Annotated in this window: 21 protein-coding genes and 1 pseudogene; 14 read left to right on the forward strand and 8 right to left on the reverse strand. The window is 60.4% G+C overall.

Going from position 1 to position 26,068, the window contains the following annotated elements; translation table 11 throughout:
* Nucleotides 1-39 precede the first annotated feature (39 nt).
* The 4 genes from HFD92_RS11440 to ppnP all read left to right on the forward strand — a co-directional run bounded on the left by HFD92_RS11440 (nucleotide 40) and on the right by ppnP (nucleotide 3,607).
* Nucleotides 40-1,599, forward strand: a complete 1,560-nt coding sequence (locus HFD92_RS11440) for an OPT/YSL family transporter (RefSeq protein ID WP_167428962.1) — start codon at nucleotides 40-42, stop codon at nucleotides 1,597-1,599.
* 11 nt (nucleotides 1,600-1,610) lie between these two features.
* A complete protein-coding gene (locus tag HFD92_RS11445) occupies nucleotides 1,611-2,543 on the forward strand; it encodes a DUF1177 domain-containing protein (protein WP_009091804.1) in 933 nt (310 codons plus the stop codon).
* Between the two features lies 1 nt (nucleotide 2,544).
* Complete coding sequence (locus HFD92_RS11450; protein WP_111208096.1) at nucleotides 2,545-3,222, forward strand: AroM family protein; 678 nt, start codon at nucleotides 2,545-2,547, stop codon at nucleotides 3,220-3,222.
* Between the two features lie 94 nt (nucleotides 3,223-3,316).
* Nucleotides 3,317-3,607, forward strand: coding sequence for a pyrimidine/purine nucleoside phosphorylase (gene ppnP, locus HFD92_RS11455; protein ID WP_009091800.1), 291 nt, complete (start codon nucleotides 3,317-3,319; stop codon nucleotides 3,605-3,607).
* A gap of 71 nt (nucleotides 3,608-3,678) precedes the next feature.
* Here the strand turns inward: ppnP and rdgC are convergent, their stop codons facing one another.
* On the reverse strand, nucleotides 3,679-4,590 hold the full coding sequence (gene rdgC / locus HFD92_RS11460) for a recombination-associated protein RdgC (protein WP_009091797.1): 912 nt from the start codon (nucleotides 4,588-4,590) through the stop codon (nucleotides 3,679-3,681).
* 146 nt (nucleotides 4,591-4,736) lie between these two features.
* Here rdgC and mak point away from each other — a divergent pair, with 146 nt between their 5' ends.
* On the forward strand, nucleotides 4,737-5,648 hold the full coding sequence (gene mak, locus HFD92_RS11465) for a fructokinase (RefSeq protein WP_150044184.1): 912 nt from the start codon (nucleotides 4,737-4,739) through the stop codon (nucleotides 5,646-5,648).
* A gap of 111 nt (nucleotides 5,649-5,759) precedes the next feature.
* Here the strand turns inward: mak and eat are convergent, their stop codons facing one another.
* Entirely contained in the window at nucleotides 5,760-7,124 is a 1,365-nt protein-coding gene (gene eat / locus HFD92_RS11470; RefSeq protein ID WP_058956377.1) for an ethanolamine permease, read from the reverse strand.
* Between the two features lie 250 nt (nucleotides 7,125-7,374).
* On the opposite strand from eat, the gene HFD92_RS11475 reads away from it, so the two are divergent.
* On the forward strand, nucleotides 7,375-8,379 hold the full coding sequence (locus HFD92_RS11475) for a phosphotransferase enzyme family protein (RefSeq protein ID WP_009091791.1): 1,005 nt from the start codon (nucleotides 7,375-7,377) through the stop codon (nucleotides 8,377-8,379).
* A gap of 183 nt (nucleotides 8,380-8,562) precedes the next feature.
* Nucleotides 8,563-9,630 carry an AraC family transcriptional regulator gene (locus HFD92_RS11480; protein ID WP_046101340.1) on the forward strand — a complete coding sequence of 356 codons (1,068 nt, stop codon included), beginning with the start codon at nucleotides 8,563-8,565 and terminating at the stop codon, nucleotides 9,628-9,630.
* Here HFD92_RS11480 and HFD92_RS11485 read toward each other — a convergent pair.
* Complete coding sequence (locus tag HFD92_RS11485) at nucleotides 9,627-9,977, reverse strand: cell envelope integrity TolA C-terminal domain-containing protein (protein ID WP_255461719.1); 351 nt, start codon at nucleotides 9,975-9,977, stop codon at nucleotides 9,627-9,629. The two genes, HFD92_RS11480 and HFD92_RS11485, sit on opposite strands and share 4 nt — an antisense overlap.
* 239 nt (nucleotides 9,978-10,216) lie before the next feature.
* Here HFD92_RS11485 and HFD92_RS21805 point away from each other — a divergent pair.
* Nucleotides 10,217-10,330 (forward strand): annotated as a pseudogene (locus HFD92_RS21805) (GNA1162 family protein); the annotation flags it as partial.
* On the opposite strand, the gene HFD92_RS11490 reads toward HFD92_RS21805, so the two are convergent.
* Complete coding sequence (locus tag HFD92_RS11490; RefSeq protein WP_167428963.1) at nucleotides 10,325-13,999, reverse strand: AAA family ATPase; 3,675 nt, start codon at nucleotides 13,997-13,999, stop codon at nucleotides 10,325-10,327. The pseudogene HFD92_RS21805 and the gene HFD92_RS11490 overlap by 6 nt on opposite strands.
* A complete protein-coding gene (gene sbcD / locus HFD92_RS11495) occupies nucleotides 13,996-15,192 on the reverse strand; it encodes an exonuclease subunit SbcD (protein WP_046101343.1) in 1,197 nt (398 codons plus the stop codon). Before sbcD ends, HFD92_RS11490 begins: the two co-directional genes overlap by 4 nt.
* A gap of 197 nt (nucleotides 15,193-15,389) precedes the next feature.
* Here sbcD and phoB point away from each other — a divergent pair, with 197 nt between their 5' ends.
* The 6 genes from phoB to proY all read left to right on the forward strand — a co-directional run bounded on the left by phoB (nucleotide 15,390) and on the right by proY (nucleotide 22,753).
* The gene (gene phoB / locus HFD92_RS11500; protein ID WP_009091780.1) at nucleotides 15,390-16,079 is read left to right on the forward strand and encodes a phosphate response regulator transcription factor PhoB; all 690 of its coding nucleotides are present in this window, start codon (nucleotides 15,390-15,392) and stop codon (nucleotides 16,077-16,079) included.
* A 14-nt stretch (nucleotides 16,080-16,093) separates the two neighbouring features.
* On the forward strand, nucleotides 16,094-17,407 hold the full coding sequence (phoR, locus tag HFD92_RS11505) for a phosphate regulon sensor histidine kinase PhoR (RefSeq protein WP_167428964.1): 1,314 nt from the start codon (nucleotides 16,094-16,096) through the stop codon (nucleotides 17,405-17,407).
* A gap of 19 nt (nucleotides 17,408-17,426) precedes the next feature.
* On the forward strand, nucleotides 17,427-18,347 hold the full coding sequence (locus tag HFD92_RS11510) for a PstS family phosphate ABC transporter substrate-binding protein (protein ID WP_167428965.1): 921 nt from the start codon (nucleotides 17,427-17,429) through the stop codon (nucleotides 18,345-18,347).
* Nucleotides 18,348-18,511: 164 nt separating this feature from the next.
* Entirely contained in the window at nucleotides 18,512-19,618 is a 1,107-nt protein-coding gene (locus tag HFD92_RS11515) for a cobalamin-independent methionine synthase II family protein (RefSeq protein ID WP_046101345.1), read from the forward strand.
* Nucleotides 19,619-20,010: 392 nt separating this feature from the next.
* Complete coding sequence (gene brnQ, locus HFD92_RS11520; protein ID WP_167428966.1) at nucleotides 20,011-21,330, forward strand: branched-chain amino acid transporter carrier protein BrnQ; 1,320 nt, start codon at nucleotides 20,011-20,013, stop codon at nucleotides 21,328-21,330.
* A 70-nt stretch (nucleotides 21,331-21,400) separates the two neighbouring features.
* The gene (gene proY, locus HFD92_RS11525; RefSeq protein WP_009091770.1) at nucleotides 21,401-22,753 is read left to right on the forward strand and encodes a proline-specific permease ProY; all 1,353 of its coding nucleotides are present in this window, start codon (nucleotides 21,401-21,403) and stop codon (nucleotides 22,751-22,753) included.
* A 393-nt stretch (nucleotides 22,754-23,146) separates the two neighbouring features.
* Here proY and HFD92_RS11530 read toward each other — a convergent pair whose 3' ends face one another.
* From HFD92_RS11530 to HFD92_RS11540, 3 genes are all read right to left on the reverse strand, one after another.
* On the reverse strand, nucleotides 23,147-24,403 hold the full coding sequence (locus tag HFD92_RS11530; protein WP_167428967.1) for a histidine-type phosphatase: 1,257 nt from the start codon (nucleotides 24,401-24,403) through the stop codon (nucleotides 23,147-23,149).
* Nucleotides 24,404-25,216, reverse strand: coding sequence for an inositol monophosphatase (locus HFD92_RS11535; protein WP_046101347.1), 813 nt, complete (start codon nucleotides 25,214-25,216; stop codon nucleotides 24,404-24,406). It abuts the gene before it with no gap.
* A gap of 207 nt (nucleotides 25,217-25,423) precedes the next feature.
* Entirely contained in the window at nucleotides 25,424-26,005 is a 582-nt protein-coding gene (locus tag HFD92_RS11540) for an ACP phosphodiesterase (protein WP_167428968.1), read from the reverse strand.
* Nucleotides 26,006-26,068 lie beyond the last annotated feature (63 nt).

Genomic DNA, 26,068 nt, shown 5'->3' on the forward strand with positions numbered 1-26,068 from the left:
ATTCTTCTATTTCTTCTGGACAAGGACTGGCGGGGACATATGGAACGGGTAAATCCGATCAGGCACGCTGGCGTGGCACTGGTTTTAATTTTGCTTTCTATCGCGGGTGCCATTATTGGTATCCAGCTGATCACCACCCTTGGCGTAACGCCTAACACGTCGATTATTGGTGCGCTGTTTGCCATGCTGCTGGCGCGTATTCCGCTGCAGGCTTTCCGCCGCTATCGTTCGATTGAAATCCAGAATCTGGCGCAGACTGCTATCTCGTCAGCCACCTTCGGGGCAGCCAACAGCCTGCTGATGCCGATTGCGGTGCCCTGGGCGCTGGGAGAGCCACAGCTGGTCCTGCCACTCTTCTGTGGCGTCAGTGCCGCAATGCTGCTTGATGCCTGGCTGCTCTATCGTCTGTTTGATACCCGCGTCTTTCCGGCCAGCAATGCCTGGCCTCCGGGCGTGGCGGCGGCTGAAGCGATCAAAGCAGGAGATAAAGGGGGACGTCAGGCTTGGCTGCTGGTGGCGGGTATTGTCGGTGGCGTTGTCGGCGCGATGCTGAAGATCCCGATGTCCGCCTTTGGCACCGCGTTTATCGGCAATATCTGGGCGCTGTCGATGCTCGGCATCGGTTTTCTGCTGCGGGCCTACGCGCAGCCGGTGGCCGGTATTGATATCAATACACTCTACATTCCGCATGGCGTGATGGTCGGCGCCGGCCTGGTGGCGCTGATTCAGGTCATGATGGTGATCCGCAGTCGCAAAAATGATGCGCAGGGGGTGAGCCGCAACGGCAATGAGGTGCAGCGGGCGCTGGGCTTCGGCAGCGTGGGCTACATCGTGATTTCGGCGCTGCTGGCGCTGGCGGGCGGCCTGTGGAGTGAGATGGGCATCGCGATGCTGCTGCTGTTTGTCCTCTACGCCGCCTTTGCGGCCTTTGCCCATGAACTGATTGTCGGGATTGCCGCGATGCACTCCGGCTGGTTCCCGGCCTTTGCCGTGGCGCTGATTACGCTGATTATCGGCATTCTGCTCGGCTTTCCGCCGCTGGCGCTCTGTCTGCTGTGCGGCTTTACCGCCGCCACCGGGCCGGCGTTCGCCGATATGGGCTATGACCTGAAGGCGGGCTTTATCCTGCGCGGCAACGGTGCCGACCTGCAACAGGAGCTGTGGGGACGGCGCATTCAGTTGATCGCCGCCATGATCGCCTTTGTGGTGTCGATTCCGCTGGTCTGGTACGCCCACACTCTGTTCTTTACCGATAACCTGCTGCCGCCGGTGGCGCGGGTCTATGCCAAAACGATTCAGGCGGGCGCGGAGCCGGGTATCGCCGGAAACCTGCTGCTGTGGGCGATTCCTGGCGCGATGATTCAGCTGATCGGCGGACCGAAACGGCAGCTGGGCGTGCTGCTGGCCACCGGTCTGTTAATCAACAACGCGATGGCGGGCTGGGCTGTGATGGTCGGGATTGCCCTGCGCATCGTCATTATTCGCGTCTGGGGCGAGCGTGGCCGGTCGCCTATGGAAGTCATGGCGGCAGGGTTTATTGCCGGTGATGCCCTCTACAGCTTCTTCCATTCGCTGTTTGCCAGCAGCAGCAAGAAATAAAAGGATTAACGATGAGTTTGCAGCAGACCCTGACGGTTTTTGAATTACTGGACAGCGCCCATATCGACGGGCAGCAGGTGGTGGATCTGTTTGCGCCCTGGCCGGAGATCACGGCCCGTTTCAACCGGGTGACGGGTCCCAAAGGCCGGACCGACTTTGTGCGCATCGATATCCCGGGCGTGCAGGGCAAAGCCGCGGGAGGCCGTGCGCCAACGCTGGGCATTATTGGCCGGCTTGGCGGCATCGGTGCCCGCCCTGGCCGGATCGGGATGGTCTCCGATGCCGATGGCGCCGTCGCGGCGATCGCCTGTGCGCTGAAGCTGGCGCAGATGCAGGGTAAAGGCGACAGGCTGACGGGGGATGTGATCATCACCACCCATATCTGTCCTGATGCGCCCACGCGGCCGCATCTGCCGGTCGATTTTATGGATTCACCGATTGATGATGTCACGATGAATGACAATGAGGTGGTGGCGGGGGTGGATGCGATTCTGTCGATCGACACCACCAAAGGCAATCGCATCATCAACCACAAAGGTTTTGCCCTGTCGCCGACGGTAAAAGAGGGCTACATCCTGCGGGTGTCGGAGGATCTGCTGCGCATCATGGAGATGACCAGCGGTCGTCCGGCGGTGACCTTCCCGATCACGACTCAGGATATTACGCCGTACGGTAACGGGATTTATCATCTCAACAGTATTCTGCAGCCTTCCACCGCCACCGATGTCCCGGTTGTGGGCGTGGCGATCACGGCAGAGTCGGTGGTGCCGGGCTGCGGAACCGGGGCCAGTCATGAAGTGGACATTGCGGCCGCCGCGAAGTTTGCCATTGAGGTCGCCAAGGAGTTTGGTCGTGAAACCTGTCACTTCTACGACGCCGACGAATATGCGCGGCTGATCGCGCTCTATGGCAGCCTGGCGCATCTGCGTCACCGGAACCACTAAGATGACGGCCTCCCTGGTGACGCTGACCATCGGTCAGTCGCCGCGCAGCGACATACTGCCGCTGCTGCGTCAGCATCTGCCGGATGCGCAGACCGATCACGCCGGACTGCTGGATGGGCTGAGCCGCACCGAGATCCAGGCGCAGTTTGCGCCGGAGGCAGGCGATGCGGTGCTGGTGTCACGGCTGCAAAACGGCGAACAGGTGCGGCTGGCGGCGTCGAAGGTCGAGCAGGGATTGCAGCGCAAAATCAGTGCGCTGGAACGGGCGGGCTATCAGACCATCCTGCTGCTCTGCACCGGTGAATTCAGCCAGCTTCGCACCCGACAGGCGCTTCTGCTGGAGCCGGACCGTATTATCCCGCCGCTGATCGGCGCCATGGTGCAGCAGCAGCAGATCGGGATCGTGGTGCCGGTTACGGAGCAGATTGTCGAGCAGGCGGGTAAGTGGCAGCATCTGCCCATCCCCCCCTGTTATGCGGTTGCCAGCCCCTATGAGGGCGATCAGGCGACCTTCACCAGTGCAGCGCGCACGCTGCAAGCGCAGGGGGCGGCGCTGGTGGTGATGGACTGTATGGGGTATCACCAGCAGCATCGAGCTGCGTTACAGCAGCAGCTGGGCGTGCCGGTTCTCCTCTCTAATGAGCTGGTGGCCCGGCTGGCGGCCGCGCTGCTTCCCTGACGAAGGCGATCACAAACGCCTGTGATTTCGCGTGACAGATCAGCGGGTTCCCTTCTACACTGCCAGACACACAACATGTGCTCTGGAGACTATTATGCTCAACGTAAGTGAGTATTTTGACGGAAAAGTTAAATCTATCGGTTTTGACAGTGCGAGCACCGGCCGTGCCAGCGTGGGCGTGATGGCTGAAGGTGAATACACATTCGGTACCGGTCAGCCGGAAGAGATGACCGTGGTCAGCGGCTCGCTGAAGGTGTTACTGCCGGGTGAGACGGAGTGGAAATGGTTTGAAGCGGGTTCGGTGTTTAACGTGCCGGGTCACAGCGAATTTCATCTGCAGGTGGGCGAGCCGAGCTCCTATCTCTGCCGTTACCTGAAAGATTAAAAAAGGGCCGCTTAGCGGCCCTTTTTTTATGGTCAGGCAACCCCTGTCAGCATGGGGCTGCCTGCCGATGATTAACGCTGGGCTTCGCCGCCGAGCGCTTCCACCAGGTTGCTGGTCAGCGCGGCCAGTTCGCTGGTCATCAGAATAAAGTCAGCATCAAAACGCTGGGCAAAATCTTCGCGGTCGATATCGTCGTTCTGGTCGCGCAGCGTGTCGCTGAACTTCAGACGTTTCACTGAACCATCATCGGCCAGCACAAACTGAATACGCTCCTGCCAGTCGAGCGCCAGTTTGGTCACCAGCTTGCCCGCTTCAATGTGGTTGGCGATCTCATCGCACACCAGATCCTGCTTTTTACAACGGATGACGCCGCCATCTTCCAGCAGCGCTTTCAGCTCCGCTTCATCCATCAGTGCAAAACCGGCCGGCAGATCGCCTGAGCGCACCCATTCGGTCAGCGTCAGCTCAATCGGGCTTTCCAGCGTCAGGGGCACTACCGGCAGTGAACCCAGACTTTTACGCAGCAGCGCCAGCGTATCTTCCGCTTTCTTAGCGCTGGCACAGTCCACCATAATCAGATTGTTAACCGTGTCGATCCAGAGGTAAGTCTGGCTGAAACGGCTGAAGGCGCGCGGCAGCAGGCTGTGCAGCACTTCATCCTTCAGCGAATCTTTTTCAGTCTTCTTCAGCTTGCGGCTCTGCTCAGATTCCAGCTTGTCGATTTTGGCTTCCAGCGCCTGTTTCACCACCGGTGCGGGCAGAATTTTCTCTTCTTTACGGGCGCAAATCACGATCTGGCCGTTGTTCTCGTGGGTCAGCGCATCACTGCGGTTGCCCATCGGCGAGACCCAGCCGGTTTTGCTTAAATCCTGACTGCCACACGGCGAAAACGTGAAGGCGTCGAGCTGTTTTTCCATCTCATCTGCGGACAGCGGAATGTCACGATTCAGACGATAAACCATCATATTTTTAAACCACAACATCGGGATTCCTTACCGTGGCGCGATCGGGCGCACAAGTCTGCTAGAGTCAGCGCGCATGATAGCGAAACATCGGAGTGGTTTCATTGCCTTTCCGGCTGGCGGCTTCTACTGTATCTCTCATCTGAACGAATAATGAGGAATAAACCGTGCGCATAGGTATCGATCTGGGTGGCACCAAGACAGAAGTGATTGCATTGTCAGATGAAGGGCAGGCGCTGTTCCGCCACCGGGTAAATACCCCTCGTGATGACTATCCGGCGACGGTACAGGCGATTGTCGATCTGGTGACCCTGGCTGAAGAGAAAACCGGCCAGAGCGGCACGGTCGGGATCGGTATTCCTGGCTCACTGTCGCCTTACAGCAGGCGGGTGAAGAATGCTAACTCCACCTGGCTCAACGGCCAGCCGCTGGATAAAGATCTGGCACAGGCGCTGAACCGCGAAGTGCGTATCGCCAACGACGCCAACTGTCTGGCGGTGTCGGAAGCGATCGACGGCGCCGGGGCCGGACAGGCGCTGGTGTTTGCGGTGATCATCGGCACCGGCTCGGGAGCGGGCGTGGCGATCAACGGTGAATCACGCATTGGCGGCAACGGCAATGCCGGTGAGTGGGGGCACAATCCACTGCCCTGGATGGATGAGGATGAGCTGCGCTACCGCCAGGAAGTGCCCTGCTACTGCGGCCAGCAGGGCTGCATTGAGACGTTTGTCTCTGGCACCGGCTTTGGTATCGACTATCAGCGGCTGAGCGGCGTGCATCGCAAAGGGGCGGAGATCGTCTCGCTGCTGGCGCAGCAGGATCCGATCGCCGAACTGGCGATGAGCCGTTATGAGCTGCGGCTGGCAAAATCGCTGGCGCAGGTGGTGAATCTGATCGATCCCGATGTGATCGTGCTGGGCGGCGGGATGAGCAACGTGGATCGCCTCTATCAGACCGTGCCGCTGCTGATGAAGAAGTGGGTGTTTGGCGGCGAGTGTGAAACGCCGGTGCTGAAAGCGCAGCATGGCGACTCCAGCGGCGTGCGCGGTGCGGCGTGGCTCTGGCCGCTGCAGAGCTGATGCGGCATGCCGGTGAGAGCTGGCTCTGTCATGCGCTTGCCGGACCGTGGCGGCTCAGCCCCTGAAGTACCAGGCGCTGAGCCGTTGATCCGTCAGCGTTGTTATGCCGGTTTACTCGCCCACCAGCATACTGTCCTGCGGAGCGCGTCCGCGCTGCGCTTTGGTCGCGAGGAAATAGAGATAGCCCACCACCATAATGGCGACAAACAGCGCGCCAATCACCGGGTTGAACCACAGCATGGCCAGCAGACAGATGACCGACAGCAGCAGGGCGATGCCCGGCACAATCGGATAGCCCGGCGCACGGAAACTGCGTGCCATCTCTGGCGCGCTGCGGCGCAGCCGGAAGAGGCTGAGCATGCTCATGATGTACATCACGATGGCACCAAACACCGCCATGGTGATCATCGCCGCCGTCAGTGTCATCCCCTGCAGATTGATCACGCCATCGCTGTAGATGGCCGCAATGCCCAGCACGCCGCCGGTAAGGATGGCGCGATGCGGGGTCTGAAAACGCGACAGTTTTGCCAGGGCAGGAGGCAGATAACCCGCGCGGGCCAGCGCAAAGAACTGCCGTGAGTAGCCGAGAATAATGCCGTGGAAGCTGGCAATCAGGCCAAACAGGCCGATCCAGACCAGCATGTGCATCCAGTTTGAGTGCTCCCCGACGATCATTTTCATCGCCTGCGGCAGCGGATCGTTAATGTCAGCCAGTTTGCGCCAGTCGCCCGCACCGCCCGCCATCAGCATCACGCCAATCGCCAGCACCACCAGCGTCAGAATGCCGCTGATGTAGGCGCGGGGAATGGTCCGGGTGGGATCTTTTGCCTCTTCCGCCGCCATTGCCGCGCCTTCAATGGCGAGGAAAAACCAGATGGCAAAAGGGATCGCGGCGAAAATGCCGGAGAAGGCGGGCAGTCCGAAGCTGTCGCTGCCGGCCCAGCCGTGTGCGGCGAAGTTCGCCAGGCTGAAACCGGGAGAGACCACGCCCATAAACACCAGCAGTTCGATCACCGCCAGCACCGTCACCACCAGTTCGAACATCGCGGCCAGTTTTACGCCGAGGATATTCAGCGTCATAAACAGCAGGTAGGCGCCGACGGCGGCGGTTTTCGGGTTAAGGTCGGGATACTGCACGTTGAGATAGGCCCCAATCGCCATGGCAATCGCCGGTGGCGCAAAGACAAACTCAATCAGCGTCGCCAGACCGGCAATCAGCCCGCCGGTTTCGCCAAAGGCGCGGCGACTGTAGGCAAACGGCCCGCCCGCATGGGGGATCGCGGTGGTCAGTTCGGTGAAGCTGAAGATAAAACAGGTGTAAAGCGTGGCGATCAGTGCGGTGGTGACCAGGAATCCCAGCGTGCCCGCCACCGCCCAGCCATAACTCCAGCCAAAATATTCGCCTGAGATCACCAGGCCAACCGCAATCCCCCACAGATGCAGGGTGCCCAGCGTGGGCTTGAGTCTGTTTGTCATAACTGCCATCCCCGTCGTTGTTGGTCTTATGCGGCGTTACACCGCCATTACGCTACAGTAGAAGGATGATGCCGCTGCCTTGCGCGCCACGACTTGACGCCAGCGCAGTGACTTCTGTTCTCCAGAGTCAACTCACACGCAACAACCGGGCCAGTTGCACGCTGCGGTCAACTTTGTCTCCTCTGAAGTCAAGCAGCACACACGCTGGCCACGCATGCTGAAATGACGCAAGTGACCAGGAGCCGGACTGATGAGCGCGAAACAATATGACAACCTGACTGATTCCCAACTCACCCTGATGGCGCAGCAGGCGCTGGCCTGTTATCCCGATCCGCTGCAGGGTCAGCTCAGCCTGCTGTGCCGATCGGAGAACGCCACATTTCTGCTCAGGGCGGCCGGGCAGCGTTATGCGCTGCGGCTGCATCGTGGCGATTACCATCAGAAAGCGGATATCGTCAGTGAACTGCAGTGGCTCGATGCGCTGCGTGAAACCGGCATCATGGTGCCGGAAGCGGTGCCGGATAAAGAGGGCGAACAGGTGCTGACGCTGCGGCTGCCGGATGGCAGCGAGCGTTATGTGGTGCTGTTTCACTGGATCGAGGGCGAGATGCCGACCACCGACGTCGATCCCCGCGCCTTTCAGCAGCTGGGGCAGATCACGGCCCGGCTGCACCAGCAGAGTAAGCAGTGGCAAAAGCCAGCGGGCTTTCAGCGTATTATCTGGGACCACCACACCATGACCAGCGCGGAGAGTCACTGGGGACGCTGGCAGGATGCGCCGAACCTCAACCCTGCCGATCACGGCGTGGTCGAACAGGCGATTGCGCAGGTGGGCGCGGCGATGGCGCAGTTCGGGAAGGGATCGGATCGTTACGGCCTGATCCACGCCGATCTTCGCCTGACCAACCTGCTGCTGCACAAAGGGGAAACGCGGGTGATCGACTTTGATGACTGCGGGCTGGGCTGGTATCTGCACGATCTGGCGGCGGCGATCAGTTTTGTTGAGCACCATCCGCGCGCCCCGGAGTGGATCGATCACTGGATCCGCGGTTATGAGCAGGTGGCGCACATCAGCGATGCGGAGATGGCTATGCTGCCTGCGCTGCTGGTTCAGCGTCGTATTCAGCTCACCGCGTGGGTCGGTTCGCATGCCGAAACGGAAATGGCGCGCAGTCTGGGACCCGAGTGGGCGAGCCATTCAGTGCGTCTCTGCCGCCGTTATCTGGAGGGGGAGCGACTGCCGGTGGGAGTCTGATGCACCAGCGACGGGCGTCGCTGCGCCGCCACAGTGCCCGACAGCCGGGTGGCGCAGCGGAAGAGGCGGCCGGGATGCGGGATGCGGTTGCGCCCGTGCCGCCTGCGGCTGGCTTCGGGAAACTGGTATGGAAATTGCTGTCAGTAACAGGGGTGATCCACCTTTCTACTCACAGAGGCGACCATGAATCCGACACTGATCAAGCCCGATGCGTTTGCTGCCTGCTCGGCAGCCGCAGAAGCTGGCAATCACGGCGTACTGGCTGCGGCAGCGACTGGCCTGAGCGACTTTATTCATACTCAGGGTGGCGACGCGGACCGCATCTTCGGTATCAGCGGCATCGATCCGGAGCGCCTTGCCAGCCCGACGCTGAGCCTCGGGCTGGTTAACTACTGTCGGGTACTGGAAGAGGCGGCCCGACACTCCGGTTCTGATAACTTCGGTTTGCACTACGGCAGGCAGTTTAAACCGCAGTCATTAGGCCTGATTGGCTACATCGGTCTCTGTTCCACCACGCTGGAACAGGCGCTGCACAATGTGGTCAACGCGTTTCCCTGGCATCAGCACGACACGCTGACACGCCTGGTGGATAAGGGGGAGTGCTGGCGGCTCGACTATCAGGTGCGCCACGGGGCGATTCTGTCGCGCCGTCAGGATGCGGAGCTGACGCTGGGCATGTTTATGAATCTGATCCGCCACGTGGCGGGCAAACACTGGGCGCCGCGCGAAGTGCACTTTGAACATCCGCGCCCCGGCCAGTGGCACGATCACTGCAAAGTCTTTGATGCGCCGGTCTGGTTCGATCAGCCCTTCAATTCACTGGTGATCCCGAAGCGCGATCTGCTGCGCGCCATGCCGGAGAGCGATCCGATCCTGCTGACGGTGATGCAGGATGCGATCCGGCGGCTTAATCGTGGCACGTCGCAGCAGAGCATGATTGAGCAGGCGCGTTCGCAGGTCAATCTGTCGCTGATGCAGGGGGAGCCGGTGCTGGAAGAGGTGGCGGATAAGCTGGGGCTGTCGAGCTGGTCACTGCAGCGGCGGTTGCGCGAAGAGGGCAGCAGCTTTACCGCGCTGGTGGATCAGGTGCGCTGCGAAATGGCGACACACTACCTGCAACAGAAGCAGCTGCCGATTTCAGAAATGGCGCTGCTGCTGGGCTACTCGGAAGTCAGTGCTTTTTCGCGCGCGTTCCGTCGCTGGTTTGGTATCAGTCCGCGTCAGTGGCGTCAGGAGGGGCTGGCCAGCTAACCACGCGGCGCAAAGCCGAACCACGCGGGTTGTCCGGGCTCCGGCGGTGGCGGAAGGCCGCGGGTCTGCGCCACCAGCTGCCATGCGCGCAGGCAGAGCGCTTCATCACCCTGGGTCTGGGTCACCGCATAACGTCCACTCCGTTGCCACTCCATCCGTACCAGACATTGCTGGCCCGCATAACGGGCTGCATCCCGGAAGTCCCGGTTCAGCACCGGCTGCATTTGATGCGTCCAGTGACAGGATTTGCTGTCAGGATCTTTCTCCGGCTGACAGAGGTTTGCCACGCTATCCCGTTGCTTTATCACAGCTTGCTGGCAGGCGCTGAGCGAGATGGCAACAATCACACCCGGCAATATCCGCCTCATTATATTAATCAAATTCATTTAACTGGCCCATCTCCCCTTAAAGATCTTCCGGTCTGCTGCCGACAGTCTACAGACCGGCCTGCTGAATGCTATGGCATTCCTCCGACTGTCAGCAGAACCAGAATTTACCGCCCCGGTGCGGACGATCTCTCTTTCACGTTTTGGATGAGAAAGGCAGAACACAGGCCTTTGCGGCACTCTCCCGGTTGACGGCGGGCAGTGCCTTCCATGCCAGCAAACCCGCCTCGATTCTGGTGCTGCCTGCGGATAACGGCTCGCCGGATGTCAGCGCCGCGCATCGCTTAACCTCCCGGCTGACGCGCCCGTTATCCCTGGGGCAGCTCCAGCTGGCTGTAACCCAATCCGTTCATCTTGCGCACTTTAATCTGCACCGGGATGCGCTCCTTCATCGCCTCAACGTGGCTGATCACCCCGATGGTTTTGCCGCTGGCGTTGAGCGCATCCAGGGCATCCAGCGCGGTGTCGAGCGTCTGGGCATCCAGCGTGCCGAATCCTTCATCCAGAAACAGCGATTCGATGCGCGTTTTGTGGCTCACCAGATCGGATAACGCCAGGGCCAGCGCCAGACTGACCAGGAAGCTCTCCCCGCCCGACAGGGTGCGGGTATCGCGCGCGGCATCAGCCTGCCAGGTGTCAACCACATCCAGCTCCAGCTGATCCTGCGCCCGCCGCTGCAGCAGATAGCGGCCGTGTAGCCGGTCGAGCTGACGGTTAGCGAGCGCGACCAGATGATCCAGCGTTAGTCCCTGGGCGAAACGCCGGAATTTATCGCCGCTGGCGGAGCCGATCAGGTCGTTGAGCAGGCTCCACTGCGCCAGCGCCACCCCATCCTGTTCTATCTGTGTCATCAGACTCTGCTGCCGGGCACGCAGGCTGGCGTCGCTGTGCAGCTGCTGCTGAATCTGACCCTGCTGGCTGGCGTTGTCGCGCAGCGCCAGTCGTAACTGCTCCAGCTGCTGCGCCAGCGCCTCGGCAGATTCCGGCATCGCGTCGGGCTTTGCCTGCTGATGGGTGCTGAGCCGCTGACGCAGATCCGCCCGTCGCGCCTGCTGCTGCTGGTACTGCTGATCGAGCTGCTGCAGCTGCTGGCGCAGTTGCAGCGCACTCTGCTCATCCAGCAGCGCCGCGCGCAGGCTGGCTTCATCGGCAAATCCGGCGCGCGCCAGTGCCTGCTGCAGTATGCTTTCCGCCTCTGTCAGTTTGCCGCTGAGGGTCTGACGCTGATTTTCCAGCCCCGCCAGCTCACCCTGCAGGCGACTGACCTCGGCCTGCGCCTGTTGCAGGGCGGTGAGCTGCTGTGCCAGCTGTTCATCGGCGTGCTGAACGCGGGCCTGCAGCTGCTGACGGGCGAGGGTGACCTCGCGATCGCCAAACAGCGCCAGACGCTGCTGACGCATTTCGCTGAGCTGCGCCTGGCTCTGCTGCTGCTGCTGCAGACGAGTCGTGAGCTGCTGCTGTTCCTGTTCAGCCTGCTGCTGCAGGGCAGTGAGCTGGGTTTCCCCTTTCAACAGCTGTGGCTGCAGGTTAGCGAGCAACTGCTCACTCTCCTGCCAGCGCTGCCAGCGCCGCTGTTGCTCCGCCAGCCACGCAGCGCGATCGGCGGCAGCGGGCAGGGCAAGATGGTGTGCGCTGAACTGCTGCTCCAGACGGCTCTGCAACTGCTCCCAGGCCTGCTGTTCCTGCTGCTGACGCTGTTGCAGCACATCCAGCGCCTGTAGCAGGCTGGTCAGGGACTGCTGCGCCAGCTGTTCGGCCTGCTGCTGCTGCTGCCAGGCCTGTAGCTGCTGAAGATGGTGATCTTTCGCAGCCTGAAGGGCCTGTTCAGCGGCTTCCTGAGCCTGTCGCTGCTGCTCAAGCTGACTTTCACGGTCGCTTTGCTGCTGCTGCCACGTGGCTAAGGCCTCGCGATCGGCAAGCGGGAAAGTAAGTGCCAGCTCACCGCTCAGAACCTGCCATTGCTGCTCAAGCTGCTCAAGCTGTTGCTGCATCCCGGCGATTTCCTCGCGCAGCGTCTGCTGCTGTACCGCAGACTGCTTCAGCTGTTCGTTTTTTGCCGTGCCCGCTTCGCGCAGTGCCTCGGTTTGTTGTTGCAGCGCAGCCCGGCGCTGCTGATTAGCACTGACTTCCAGTGTGCTGTAGGCCCCGACGGCGGGATGGGTGCAGGAGCCGCACAGCGGGCAGGGCTGATCGGCGGTGAGTCGGGCGCGGTAGTCGCTGAGATCGACAATCTGCTGCTCCAGCGCGCAGATTTTTTCCACATCATCCAGCTGCTGTTTTTCGCGTTTCCACGTCTCACGCAGCGTCTGCAATTCCGCTTCACTCTGCTGATGCGCTTTTTCCAGCGCGTGTAGCCTTTGCTGGCGCTGGTCCAGCTGCTGGTGCAGCGGCTGCCACTGCGTTGAGAGCAGCAGCAGTTGCTGACGCGCCGGACGGCTGCTCTGCAACTGGCTTAACGCCTGACGCAGTGCAGCAGGCGGATGCTGCTCCTGAAGCGAAGTTAGTGCTTGCTCCGCCTGCGACAGCGCCTGGCGGGCCTGTTGCTCCGCCTGCTGGCGCGACAGTGCCTGTCGGGCCAGCTGCTGCTGTTCCGCCTGCTGGGTGGCGATCTGCTGCTGCTGCTGATTGCGCTGTTGTGTCAGTCCCGCCAGCGTCGCTTCACGCTGTGCCAGCAGGGCAAAGTTCTCCTGCCACAGCGGCAGCGAAGCCCCCCAGTGCGCCAGATCGGTCAACTGCTCACGTAACTGATGCTGTTCTGCCATCGCCTGCTTCAGGCGGGTCACCTGACGGGTCTGCTCCGCCAGGGTTGCCTGGGTCTGCTCAAGATGCTGTTGCTGACGGGCGTTTTCCTGCTGCTGCTCCTCATTGTGCTGCTGCAGGGCGCTGATGCGCTGATCCAGCGGCAACACCTGTTCCATCAGCAGGGTCTCCTGCTGCTGCTGTTCCTGCTGTGCCTGCTGGCGGGCAAGCTGGGTGGCCGCATAGCGCTGCTGATGCTGCTGATGCTGGCTCTGCGCCTGCTGCTGCTGATCCGTCAGCTGCTGACAGCGATGCGAGACCTGCTGCTGCTCGGTACGCAGGGCGTCGCGCTGCTGCAGCGCGCCTCGCAGTTTTTCAGCCGGTTCGCTGCGTGCCAGCCGCTGGCGATCGGGCTCAGCGGCCTGTAATGCCGCGCTGGCCTGCTGCACCGCCGCCTCCGCCTGCTCACTCTCCCGCTGCAGCTGCTGTACCTGTTGCTGCCACTGCTGTTGCTGCTGCGCCTGCTGATAGTGGCTGCTGAGCTGCTGTTCCGCCTGGGTCAGCCCGGTCAGCTGCTGTTGCAGCGCCTCGCGCGCTTCACTCTCCAGCAGGGTCATCGCGCCTGCCTGGCTGCGCAGCAGGTCCAGCTGGGTTTTCGCCTCTTTGTGGCGCTCATAAATGGCGGCTGAGATCAGGCCGTAGATTTCGGTGCCGGTCAGCTCTTCGAGAAGTTCGGCGCGTTCACTGGCTCTGGCATTGAGAAACGCGGCGAACTGGCCCTGAGAGAGCATCATCGAGCGGGTAAAGCGTTCAAAATCGAGCCCGGAGAGGGTTTCCGTCAGCTTCAGCTTGTCACCCACCTTATCGGCCACGATGGTGTTGTCGGCGCAGCGTGCCAGCTCAACGCGCGGGGCCTGCAGCTTGCCGTCGGCGGCACCGCGCGCGCGGTTCTGACTCCAGAAGGCGCGCCAGGCTTCACCCTTAATCTCAAACTCCACCTCAGCCAGACACTCCGCGCAGTCGCGGGTCATCAGCGGGTTCTGGCTCTGGGAGATCGCGCCCAGACGCGGCGTCTGGTGGTAGAGCGCCAGGCAGATGGCATCCAGCAGGGTGGTTTTCCCGGCACCGGTGGCACCGGTAATGGCGAACAGGCCGTTGCTGGCAAAAGGTTCGGCGCGGAAATCGATAAACCATTCACCGCGCAGGGCATTCAGATTTTTAAAACGTAGCGTAAGGATCTTCATTGGGTCTCTTCCATGGCGGCCAGCGTCTGACGAAACAGGGTGGTCATCTGATCGATCTGCTCCGCCTCTAAGCCCTCATCCAGCGCCAGCCGGCGGGCGAAGACCTCTTCCACCTTCAGCTCGCTCAGGGTTTCATTGTCAAGCCGCGCCAGGCTCTGCTGCCGCTGTTCACGGCTGCGGCGCAACAGCAGCACCTCGACGGGCAGCGTGGCGGTCAGCGTTTCCACCTGCCGTTGCAGATCGCTGAGGTACTCCTGGGTCGTGACTTCGATATCGAGCCAGATCGGTTTCTCCGGCTGCTGCCCGCTGAAGGCGTTTAACTGTTCAGCAATCTGCGCCAGCGATCCTTTCAGCGCCTGCATCGGCTGAGTCTGCGGCACCACCAGCGGGGTAACCGCCTGCAGGCCGCTGGCCGTCAGCTCCAGCAGGAAGACGCTTTTTTCACTGCTCAGCTCATCAAAACTCAGCGGGATTGGTGAGCCGCTGTAGCGGATATGCTCGCTGCCGGCGACGCGCTGCGCGCGATGAATATGGCCCAGCGCAATGTAGTCGGCGGCGGGAAAGGCACTGGCCGGGAAGGCGTCCAGCGTGCCGATATAGATGTCACGCACCGAATCGCTCTGGCTGACGCCGACGGTGGTGAGGTGACCGGTGGCGATCACCGGTAGCGCATGGCCCAGTGCCTGTGCTGCGGCGAAACGCTGCTGATAGTGGTGAGCGATCGCCTCCAGCAGCGAGGTCTGTTTGTCGCGTCCCGACTGACCCGCCCGGCTGCGCAGGATGTCGCGCGGACGCAGGTAGGGAATCGCACAGAGCAGCGCCCCCGGTTCACCCTGACGGGTGTTGAGCAGCAGCACATCATCGTCCTGCGGGGTGGCGATCACCCGGGTATTGAGACAGGCGAGCAGCTCGCGCGACTCATTCAGCGTCGCCACGGAGTCGTGGTTGCCCGCCAGCACAATCAGCTGACAGCCGCTGGGCTGCAGCGCCACCACAAAACGGTTGAACATTTCGCGCGCGTAGCTGGGCGGCGTGCCGGTATCAAACAGATCGCCCGCAATTATCAGCGCATCCACCTGATGCTGTTCAATCTGGATCAACAGCCAGTCGAGAAACGCCTGATGTTCGGCCGCCCGGCTTTTGTTGTAGAAGAACTGCCCCAGATGCCAGTCCGCAGTGTGAATAATGCGCATGATGAGTCCCTGCCGTTGTGATTCGCCCGGCGATTATACTGGCTCTGCGGCCAAAGCAAAAAAGAGTCGCTGCACTGTCATAATTGATTACCTATGTGGTTACAGGCAGGTTATGTTTTTCATAAAAGTGTCACAAATCTGACGCATAATGGCGCCGCGAATCTCAGTGACAGCCGTCATAATCAGCAGGAGAAATAATGGCTAAGCGCATTTTGGTTGTGGAGGATGAAGCCCCCATCCGTGAAATGTTGTGTTTTGTTCTGGAGCAGAACGACTATCAGCCAATCGAGGCGGAAGATTATGACAGCGCCGTGGCCAGGCTGATCGAACCCTGGCCCGATCTGATTCTGCTGGACTGGATGTTACCGGGCGGCAGCGGTATTCAGTTTATCAAACACCTGAAGCGTGAGGCGATGACGCGCGACATTCCGGTCATGATGCTCACCGCCCGTGGCGAAGAGGAAGATCGGGTGCGCGGGCTGGAAGTGGGCGCGGATGACTACATTACCAAGCCTTTTTCCCCCAAAGAGCTGATGGCGCGCATTAAAGCGGTGATGCGCCGTATTTCACCAATGGCGGTGGAAGAGGTGATCGAGATGCAGGGGCTGAGTCTGGACCCCTCGTCGCATCGCGTGATGTCCGAAACCACGCCGCTGGAGATGGGCCCGACCGAATATAAGCTGCTGCACTTCTTTATGACGCACCCGGAGCGCGTTTACAGCCGCGAACAGCTGCTGAACCACGTCTGGGGCACCAATGTGTATGTGGAAGATCGCACCGTTGATGTTCACATCCGCCGTTTACGTAAAGCGCTGGAGATCTCCGGCCACGATCGCATGGTACAAACCGTTCGCGGAACAGGGTATCGTTTCTCTGCCCGCTACTGAACGGAGCCTTTACCGTGCTGGAACGCCTCTCCTGGAAGAGATTACTGACAGAACTGCTGCTGGCCTGTCTGCCCGCGCTGCTGCCGGGCCTGCTGTTTGGCGGGCTGGCCTGGTGGCTGCTGCTGAGCGTGCTGCTGGTGCTGCTGTGGCATTTTCATAATCTGATGCGGCTGTCACACTGGCTGTGGCTCGACCGCACCATGACGCCCCCTGCCGGGCGTGCCAGCTGGGAGCCGCTCTTCTATGGGCTTTACCAGATGCAGCTGCGCAACCGGCGGCGGCGGCGCGAACTGGGCAATCTGATCAAGCGTTTCCGCAGCGGTGCCGAATCGCTGCCGGATGCGGTCATCCTCACCACCGAAGAGGGCACCATTTTCTGGTGCAACGGACTGGCGCAGCAGCACCTTGGCCTGCGCTGGCCGGAAGATAATGGCCAGAACATCCTCAACCTGCTGCGTTACCCCGAATTCTCCCGCTATCTTCGCCAGCGCGATTTTGATAAACCGTTGACGCTGGTGCTGAACAATAAACTGCACATGGAATTTCGCGTCATGCCCTACAGTGAAGGGCAGTGGCTGCTGGTGGCGCGCGATGTGACGCAGATGCATCAGCTGGAAGGGGCGCGCCGCAACTTCTTTGCCAATGTCAGCCATGAGCTGCGCACCCCGCTTACGGTGCTGCAGGGCTATCTGGAGATGATGAACGACTCGGTGATGAGCGAACCTTCGCGCAGCAAAGCGCTGCACACCATGTCGGAGCAGACGCGCCGCATGGACAGCCTGGTTAAGCAGCTGCTGACGCTGTCGCGCATCGAAGCGGCCCCGGCGATCGACCTGAAAGAGAAGGTCGATGTGCCGGTGATGCTGAAACTGCTGCAGCATGAAGCCGCGACGCTGAGCGGCGGCCGCCACGACATCCATTTCCACACCGATCCCCATCTGAAAGTGTTCGGCAACGATGAACAGCTGCGCAGCGCCATCTCCAATCTGGTTTACAACGCGGTGAACCACACGCCAGAGGGCACGCGGATCGATATCAGCTGGCTGCGCGGCAAACAGGGCGCGATTTTCCGGGTCTGTGACAACGGGCCGGGGATCGCGCCGGAACACATCCCGCGGCTGACCGAGCGCTTCTACCGGGTTGACAAGGCGCGCTCACGCGCCACCGGTGGCAGCGGGCTGGGGCTGGCGATTGTGAAACATGCCCTGAGCCACCACAACGCGCGGCTCGATATCACCAGCGTGCCGCATAAGGAGACCTGCTTTACCTTTACGCTGCCAGCAAGGTTGATTGTCAGCAGCGTGATGCAGGAGAATGCCGTTTATTAACCGCTGCCGGAACTCTGCCATGCGCCTGCTTCTTCTCTTCCTCATTACGCTGCTGCCGGGTCTGGCGCTGGCTCAGCCCGGCACGCTCGCCGGCAATCTCAGCAGTGTCGGGTCTGATACGCTGGGCTATCTGATGACCCTCTGGAGCGAGGATTTCAGCCGTCAGGCTCCGGGCGTCAACGTGCAGGTGCAGGCCTCCGGCTCCTCTACGGCCCCGACCGCGCTGGCGGCGGGGGCGGCGCAACTCGGCCCGATGAGCCGCCCGATGCAGGCGGATGAACGCCAGGCGTTTGAAGCGCGCTACGGCTACCCGCCGCTGGCGGTTCCGGTGGCCATGGATGCGCTGGTCGTCGTGGTCAACCAGCGTAATCCGCTGCAGCAGATTGCGCCCTCGCAGCTTGATGCCCTCTTTTCAGTGACCCGCCTGTGCGGTGCACACAGCGTGCCGCGGTTCTGGGGCGATCTTGGCTTAACCGGCGCTGAGTGGCGTAAACGGCCGATTCAGCGCTATGGCCGCAACTCCGCCTCCGGCACCTGGGGTTTCTTCAAGCAGCAGGCGCTCTGCAAGGGCGATTTTCGCCGCGACGTGGCGGAGTTTCCCGGCTCGGCTGCGGTGGTGCAGGCGGTAGCCGGTAACCCGCGCAGCATTGGCTACGCCAGTTTTGGCTTTCATCTCAGCGGCGTCAAAATGCTGGCGGTGATGAACGATCAGGGGCAGGCGATTGCCCCGGATGCGGAGGCTATCCGCAGTGGCCGCTATCCCTGGGCGCGTCCGCTCTATCTCTATGTCAATAAAGCGCCCGGTAAGCCGCTGCCGCCGCTGGTGGCCGCGTTTCTGCAGCAGGTGCTTTCTGCGCAGGGACAGCGTCGGGTTAGTGAGGCGGGCTACCTGCCGCTCTCTGACACGCAGATGGCGCAGGCACGTGCAGCCCTGCAGTAATCCTCTAAGTTGAATTTTTTTCATCATCGCTGAATTTTCTTCAGTTGCAGACTTAGGCCACTCATGTCACTCTGCATTCAGACATATAGCCATCCAGATGGCTATTTATATCAGAATGCAATTATTTCCTGCCGCAATGATTGGCAGGAGAGACAGGAGTGATCATGCAAAGAGAAACCGCCCCGTTCCGTGCCGATACCGTTGGCAGCTTCCTCCGTCCCGCTGCGATTAAACAGGCGCGCGAACAGTTTGCGGCCGGCGAGATTGATGCGGCAGCGCTGCGTCAGGTGGAAGATGAGGCCATCCGTGATGTGGTGGCTAAGCAGCGTGAGAACGGCCTGAAAGTCGTGACTGACGGTGAGTTTCGTCGCGGCTGGTGGCACTTCGATTTTTTCTACGGCCTGGACGGCGTCGAGAGCTATGAAGCGGAGCAGGGCATTCAGTTCAATGGCGTGCAGACCAAAGCGCACGGTGTGAAAGTGGTAAGTAAGCTCGGCTTTCCGGCCGATCACCCGATGCTGGACCATTTCCGCTTCCTGCAGAGCATTGCCGGTGATGCGGTGCCGAAGATGACCATTCCCAGCCCCAGCGTGCTGCACTTCCGTGGCGGTCGCAAAGTGATCGACGCGGAGGTCTATCCCGATCTGGCGGACTATTTCGACGATCTGGCGCAGACCTACAAACAGGCGATTCAGGCGTTTTACGCGGCGGGCTGTCGCTATCTGCAGCTGGATGACACCGTCTGGGCTTACCTCTGCTCGGAAGATCAGAAGCGGGATATCCGGGCGCGTGGTGACGATCCGGCGCAGCTGGCGCAGACCTATGCCCGGGTGCTGAACAAAGCGCTGGAGGATAAACCGGCCGATCTGACCGTGGGTCTGCATGTCTGTCGCGGTAATTTCCGCTCAACCTGGATCTCAGAGGGCGGTTACGGACCGGTCGCTGAAATCCTGTTCGGCAGCGTCAACGTAGATGCTTTCTTCCTGGAGTATGACAATGCCCGTTCCGGCGGCTTCGAGCCTCTGCGCTTTATCAAGCCCGGTCATCAGCAGGTGGTGCTGGGGCTGATCACCACGAAAGTGGGAGAGCTGGAAGATCCGGCGCAGGTGAAATCCCGGCTGGAAGAGGCGGCGCAGTTTGTGAGTCTGGAGCAGATCTGCCTCAGCCCGCAGTGCGGCTTTGCGTCGACCGAAGAGGGCAACAGCCTCAGCGAAGCTGAGCAGTGGCAGAAGATTCGACTGGTTGTCGATATCGCGAAACAGGTCTGGTAAGGCTGTAACGTTGTGCAGACAGGCGCGTAAAACGCGCCTTTTGTGTATCTGCCGGTGCGTTTATGCGGACATTTCCCACCGTCTGTCTGTTTTTCAGGCACATCATCTTGTGTGCCTGTGCCAAAAATCAACGCTATCCTCTGTCATTTGAAAAAATGGCGGGATAAGCTTCTGGTTTTCCGATCCCGTATTGCCTTTCTCCGCTATAAACGTTTTACTTAGCGCCGTTGTCGATCCATCCCTCTGTGAACAGAATAAAAGCAGCTCAAATCACCTGCACTTTTCCCTGCGACGAGCATAATGCGCTGAGACACTCAGTCAGGTCGCGGCTTATATGCAGCGAGGGGGACAACACAAACCCAACTTCCACCGCAACATCAGTGACAGGCCGTATGACACATCGTTTAACTTCGAAGGACATTCTCGCGCTGGGCTTTATGACATTCGCCCTGTTTGTTGGCGCGGGCAACATCATTTTCCCTCCTATGGTTGGTATTCAGTCTGGCGAACACGTCTGGACTGCCGCTATCGGATTTCTGCTTACCGCTGTGGGTCTGCCCGTGATGACCGTGATCGCGCTGGCCCGTGTCGGCGGCGGCGTGGATGCGCTCAGCAGCCCGATCGGCAAGGTGGCGGGCATCGTGCTGGCCACCGTCTGCTATCTGGCCGTCGGGCCGCTGTTTGCCACCCCGCGAACGGCGACGGTCTCGTTTGAGATGGGCATCGCCCCCCTGACCGGTGAAGGCGCGCTGCCGCTGTTTATCTACAGCCTGATCTACTTTGTGCTGGTGATTGGCGTGTCGCTCTATCCCGGCAAGCTGCTCGACACGGTAGGGCACTTCCTGGCACCCCTGAAAATCGTTGCGCTGACCATACTGGGCGTCGCCGCGCTGTTGTGGCCGGCAGGCGGGACGATCACCGCCACGGCTGATTATCAGCGTGCGGCCTTCTCCAGCGGTTTCGTCAACGGTTACCTGACCATGGATACCCTGGGCGCGCTGGTGTTTGGCATCGTGATTGTTAACGCCGCCCGTTCGCGTGGCGTGGACAATGCTGCACTGCTGACCCGCTATACCGTACTGGCAGGACTGATTGCCGGTCTGGGCCTGACGCTGGTCTACCTCTGCCTGTTTAAACTGGGGGCGGGCAGCGGCGCGCTGGTGGATCAAAACGCTAACGGCGCAGCGATTCTGCACGCCTATGTTCAGCACACCTTTGGCAACATGGGCAGCTTCTTCCTGGCCGCTCTGATCTTCGTCGCCTGCATGGTGACCGCGGTGGGCCTGACCTGTGCCTGTGCGGAATTTTTTGCGCAATACCTGCCGTTATCGTATAAAACGCTGGTGTTTATTCTGGGTCTGTTCTCTATGGTGGTGTCGAATCTCGGCCTGAGCCACCTGATTCAGATCTCCATCCCGGTACTGACGGCGATCTATCCGCCCTGTATCGTGCTGGTGGTGCTGAGTTTCACCCTCAAATGGTGGAACAAGAGCAGCCGGATTATCGCGCCTGCAATGCTGGTAAGCCTGCTGTTTGGCATTGTCGATGCGATTAAAACGACCGGGTTTAAAGATTTGCTGCCGGCTTTCAGCCAGCATCTGCCGCTGGCTGACCAGGGTCTCGCCTGGCTGCCGCCGTCGCTGGTGATGCTGTTGATTGCCGCTGTGGTTGATCGGGTGAAAGGGCCTGAACAGGTAACGGCTCACTCGTAACAGTCAGCACGGTTTTTTCTTTAACCACGGGCTTGCCCGTGGTTTTTTCATTTCACAGGTACAGGTTGTTATGCAAGAAACCAATAAGCTCAAACGCGGACTGAGCACGCGCCACATCCGCTTTATGGCGCTGGGATCGGCGATTGGCACCGGGCTCTTTTACGGTTCCGCTGACGCGATTAAAATGGCCGGGCCGAGCGTGCTGCTCGCCTATATCATCGGCGGGGCAGTGGCTTACATCATCATGCGCGCGCTGGGTGAGATGTCGGTCAATAATCCTCAGGCCAGCTCCTTCTCCCGTTACGCCCAGGACTATCTGGGGCCGATGGCCGGATACATCACCGGCTGGACCTACTGTTTTGAAATCCTGATTGTGGCGATTGCCGATGTGACGGCGTTTGGCATCTATATGGGCGTCTGGTTCCCGGAGGTGCCGCACTGGATCTGGGTGCTGAGCGTGGTGCTGATCATCGGGGCGGTTAACCTGATGAGCGTCAGGGTGTTTGGCGAGGTGGAGTTCTGGTTCTCCTTCTTCAAGGTCGCCACCATTATCGTGATGATTCTGGCCGGTTTCGGCATGATTATCTGGGGGATTGGCAACGGCGGGCAGCCAACCGGTATCCACAACCTCTGGACCAACGGCGGCTTCTTCGCTCACGGCGTGGTCGGCATGCTGCTGTCGCTGCAGATGGTGATGTTCGCCTACGGCGGCATCGAAATCATCGGCATCACCGCCGGGGAAGCGAAAGAGCCGGAGAAGTCGATTCCGCGCGCGATCAACTCGGTGCCATGGCGCATTCTGGTCTTTTATGTCGGCACGCTGTTTGTGATTATGTCGATCTACCCGTGGAACCAGGTGGGGACGTCGGGCAGCCCGTTTGTGCTGACCTTTCAGCATCTGGGGATCGCTGCAGCCGCCTCGATTCTCAACTTCGTGGTGCTGACCGCGTCACTTTCCGCGATTAACAGCGATGTCTTTGGCGTGGGCCGTATGCTGCACGGCATGGCGCAGCAGGGCCATGCGCCGAAGGTCTTCATGAAGGTTTCCGCACGCGGCATTCCGTGGGTGACGGTCGTGGTGATGATGTTCGCCATGCTGATCGCGGTCTATCTCAACTACCTGATGCCAGAGAAAGTCTTCCTGGTGATCGCCTCGCTGGCGACCTTTGCTACGGTGTGGGTCTGGATTATGATTCTGCTGTCGCAGATCGCGTTCCGCCGCAAAATTGGCAAAGAGGCGGCCGGTAAGCTGCTGTTCGCCTTGCCGGGCGGCAGCTGGACCGCTGGCGTCGGCGTCGCCTTCCTCTGCTTTATTATCGGCCTGATTGGTTATTTCCCCGATACCCGCATTTCACTCTACGTGGGTATGGTGTGGATTGTGCTGTTGCTGCTGGGCTATAAGCTGGTGCGCAAGCCACGCTAATCTTCCGTTCTGCTCTCCCGATTCACGGGGGAGCAGAACCGGCAATCTCCCGCCTTCATTCTCTTTTCCTCCCGCCTTAATTTCTCAAAGGATGCGCAGTCAGCGCAGAATAAAAGTCATTACCCGGCAGACGGCGTCAGACAGGCCTGAATGGCCAGAGAAGGGAAGGGTAAAAGGAAATAAAAAACGGCGAAACCAGTCGCCGAAAGAATCTAAATATTACAGGAAAAAATGTATAAAGGGATGATTGACGGGGCTATCGTAAAACAAAACGCGGGACGCTGAAAGCCAGCCGGATTCAATTAAGAAAAGGGCGGAATAGCGCTAATTAACAGGGATTAACATTATTCAGACCGCGTTTTTGTTGCGGCCTGAATATGATTAGCCACAGACTCAGGGCAATATAACGGAAACCGGCAGCGTGGCGCTGTTGTCGATGTTTTTCTGCAGGTGTGTCAGCGTGGATTGATAAGGGCAGAGCAGGCCCACCCTGGTATCCCTGCAGCCAGGCTGATGCCACGCCTGATGTAATAACGGGTGTTTTTCATCAACCGGCTGCAGCCGACGGAGATCATCCAGGCTTTGCGCCTGAAAGTAGATCTGCAAAAAACGTTCCCCGCTTCGCGTGTCGCGCCAGCGCTCCAGCACCAGACTGCTGCCTGGCGGAATATTCCCGCATGAATAGCCTGGCAACGCCCAGTCAAAGCCCATCAGCGTGCGCACCATGGCAATATTGGTGTCGTGCGCTACCAGAATTAACCAGCGGGTCGGCGACGTGTCAGAGCCAATCGCCTGCAGCATTGTGCTGAGCAGGATCGAGCCACGCCGCTGGGCCAGATAAAGGATATCGTTACTGAGGTCGTAGTTTGCGGTCAGCAGTGGCAGCAACGAGGTGATCTGCGCCGCCGAGGTGATGTGTCCCCAGGCGAGCTGATTAGACGGCAGATTTTCGCTGTAGCCCAGGCGCAGCGTCTCCACCATGCTGGCCATCGCGCTCAGCCCCTCAACGTAACTGCCGCCGTTGCGGGTCTGTCTGAACTGCCAGGGGCGATCGAAGAACGTGCAGCGGGACGCAGGCGGGCAGACCGCCGCTCTGAGCTGCTGAATTGCCGGTTGCAGCTGCTTTTGCCGCTGTGCCAGATCGCCTGCCTTCTGCTGCTTAGCCGCCAGCGCCCGGGCGGGATCGATGCGGGTGAGCGGCAGTTTGTCGCTCTGAAACAGGGGATCGACATCGCCCGCGACGTGATGCACCGGCACGCCGCAGCCGGGAAAGGCGCCGTCAGTCAGTGCCGCCGCGGTGGCGCGGGTGCGCTGCAACGGACTGGCCCGCACGTAGACCTGCGCCGCATCGGGGCAGCCCGCCGCCAGCAGGCCGAGCTGGCGATAGTGATCGCCCTGCCAGCGCCCCTTATTCACGATCGCGCTGTAGCCATGTCCGGTCAGCTCCCCATCGGCGGTGGTCCACACCGTCCAGGATTGCTCACTGGCCGCCTCAATCTCTTTGCGGTTTCCCGGCGTCGGTGGCCGCACGCCGTGGCGGCTCAGCTCGACCACCTTCTCCAGCTGATACTCAGCCGCCTGTGACGTCGTGCTCAGCAGACAGAGAGCGGCGAGAATAAGCGCGCACCGACGCAGCCGTAACCGGATCATCTACTCATCCAGAGCGGGATTACCCGTCAGCGCTTTAATCTGTGGATAGAGGGCCGCATTGGCCAGCAGAACCGGATTACCGTTTTTCAGCCCGTCGTTACGCAGGTAGTCGTTGGTGACGCCGCCCGCTTCGCGCATCAGGACAATGCCCGGCAGACTATCCCAGGGATGCATGTGCGCTTCGTAATAGCCTATCAGGCGTCCAGCAGCAGCCCAGGCGCTGGTCAGCGCGCCGGACCCCACCCGAATAAACATGCCACCCTGCTCAATCAGACCGGTGATGAGGCGCGAGACGCTTTCGCCGCCGGTGCGGCTGGAGTTGCTGATACCCAGCAGCCCTTCGTTAAGCCGCTCTGCCGCATGGACCTGCAGGCGGCTTTCGTTAAGCCACGCCCCGTGGTTTTTGCGGGCATGAAACAGCTCCTGATGATTGGGGTCGCAGATTACGCCGATCACCGGTTCGCCCTCGCAGACCACCGCCAGCGACACGCACCAGTTAGGCAGGCCGTTGACGAAGCAGGCGGTGCCGTCGATGGGATCGATGACCCAGACAAAGGGGGCGCCCTGAACCTCGCCACCGCTCTCTTCGCCATAGACGGCATCGTCAGGAAAACGTTCAGCGATTAATGTTTTAAGCAGCGCTTCCACGTTGCGGTCAGCCTCGCTCACCACATCCTGTAAATCCCTTTTGTGTTCCACCACCAGTGTCTGACGCTGCTGATACCATGACAGGGCCCGGCTGCCCGCCGCACGGGCGATGTCGCAGGCGTAACGGTAACGCGCGTCAATTTCAGATTGCGAAGCGGATGACATCTTTTCCTCTTATGATTTTGTGCCATAACGAACGGAAGGCGCGCCTGAACAGGCGGTCTGGCTGTGCTGTTAACGTAACTATTGTTAAGAAAGGCTTCATTAAGCCGCAGTTAGCGGGCAATGGCAAGATGGCGCAGGGGCGGACGACGGGCTTTTTCAGCGGGCAGGCGCCTGCGCCCGCCCGGTGCGGCAGCAGAGGATCGGGTTTTACAGGGTGCGGCTGGTCGCCAGCGCCATTAAACGCGGATAAAAAACAAAAAACAGCGCTTCCAGCTGATCGTAGTGTTTAGTGAAATCCTGGTAGGAGTCGCGCAGTGCCGCCAGACGCGGACGGCGGCTGGCCATGCCATGGAGGACCCGCTCCAGCCGCGCGGGCTGGGCATAATGCTCAAACCAGCGCTCGCGCCACATCACCGCGTTAAGTTCCTGAAAATCGACCGGCGTCTCCGCGAGGTGCGGCACGATTTCGCGCTCGGCGGCGGCAGAAAACTGCGCCAGCGTCTGGCCGGGCATGAACTGCTGCCAGTGACGGGCCAGAAAATGGTCCCAGATGACGTCCAGCGTAATCGGGGCCACGCGATAGGTTTCAGCACGGAACAGCTGACGGGCGCTGCGCACTTCCGGCAGCGTGTCGGTCATGACGTCAAGACGCCGGTGCATGAGGATGCCGTCTGCGACAGGCGCAGACCAGTGCTGGTGCGGGTTACCCCGCACAAAGTCAGCCATTAGATTGCCGAGCAGGGAGCTGTCGGCCAGCTGAGCCAGATGGAGATGAGCAAGAAAGTTCATGCCGCATTATAGGCTGAACTGCCTTTGCGCAGCCAGCTGTTCAGAATTGGTCGATTTTCCGCT

Origin of the sequence: Pantoea sp. EKM101V, from assembly GCF_011800325.1 — a bacterium.
GTDB lineage: Bacteria > Pseudomonadota > Gammaproteobacteria > Enterobacterales > Enterobacteriaceae > Pantoea > Pantoea anthophila.

Bases quoted from the DNA above. Each gene is read 5' to 3' on its own strand.
- HFD92_RS11440 (WP_167428962.1), top strand. From the start codon at position 40: ATGGAACGGGTAAATCCGATCAGGCACGCTGGCGTGGCACTGGTTTTA.
- HFD92_RS11445 (WP_009091804.1), top strand. From the start codon at position 1,611: ATGAGTTTGCAGCAGACCCTGACGGTTTTTGAATTACTGGACAGCGCC.
- HFD92_RS11450 (WP_111208096.1), top strand. From the start codon at position 2,545: ATGACGGCCTCCCTGGTGACGCTGACCATCGGTCAGTCGCCGCGCAGC.
- ppnP (WP_009091800.1), top strand. From the start codon at position 3,317: ATGCTCAACGTAAGTGAGTATTTTGACGGAAAAGTTAAATCTATCGGT.
- rdgC (WP_009091797.1), bottom strand. From the start codon at position 4,590: ATGTTGTGGTTTAAAAATATGATGGTTTATCGTCTGAATCGTGACATT.
- eat (WP_058956377.1), bottom strand. From the start codon at position 7,124: ATGACAAACAGACTCAAGCCCACGCTGGGCACCCTGCATCTGTGGGGG.
- HFD92_RS11475 (WP_009091791.1), top strand. From the start codon at position 7,375: ATGAGCGCGAAACAATATGACAACCTGACTGATTCCCAACTCACCCTG.
- HFD92_RS11480 (WP_046101340.1), top strand. From the start codon at position 8,563: ATGAATCCGACACTGATCAAGCCCGATGCGTTTGCTGCCTGCTCGGCA.
- HFD92_RS11490 (WP_167428963.1), bottom strand. From the start codon at position 13,999: ATGAAGATCCTTACGCTACGTTTTAAAAATCTGAATGCCCTGCGCGGT.
- sbcD (WP_046101343.1), bottom strand. From the start codon at position 15,192: ATGCGCATTATTCACACTGCGGACTGGCATCTGGGGCAGTTCTTCTAC.
- phoB (WP_009091780.1), top strand. From the start codon at position 15,390: ATGGCTAAGCGCATTTTGGTTGTGGAGGATGAAGCCCCCATCCGTGAA.
- HFD92_RS11510 (WP_167428965.1), top strand. From the start codon at position 17,427: ATGCGCCTGCTTCTTCTCTTCCTCATTACGCTGCTGCCGGGTCTGGCG.
- HFD92_RS11515 (WP_046101345.1), top strand. From the start codon at position 18,512: ATGCAAAGAGAAACCGCCCCGTTCCGTGCCGATACCGTTGGCAGCTTC.
- brnQ (WP_167428966.1), top strand. From the start codon at position 20,011: ATGACACATCGTTTAACTTCGAAGGACATTCTCGCGCTGGGCTTTATG.
- proY (WP_009091770.1), top strand. From the start codon at position 21,401: ATGCAAGAAACCAATAAGCTCAAACGCGGACTGAGCACGCGCCACATC.
- HFD92_RS11530 (WP_167428967.1), bottom strand. From the start codon at position 24,403: ATGATCCGGTTACGGCTGCGTCGGTGCGCGCTTATTCTCGCCGCTCTC.
- HFD92_RS11535 (WP_046101347.1), bottom strand. From the start codon at position 25,216: ATGTCATCCGCTTCGCAATCTGAAATTGACGCGCGTTACCGTTACGCC.
- HFD92_RS11540 (WP_167428968.1), bottom strand. From the start codon at position 26,005: ATGAACTTTCTTGCTCATCTCCATCTGGCTCAGCTGGCCGACAGCTCC.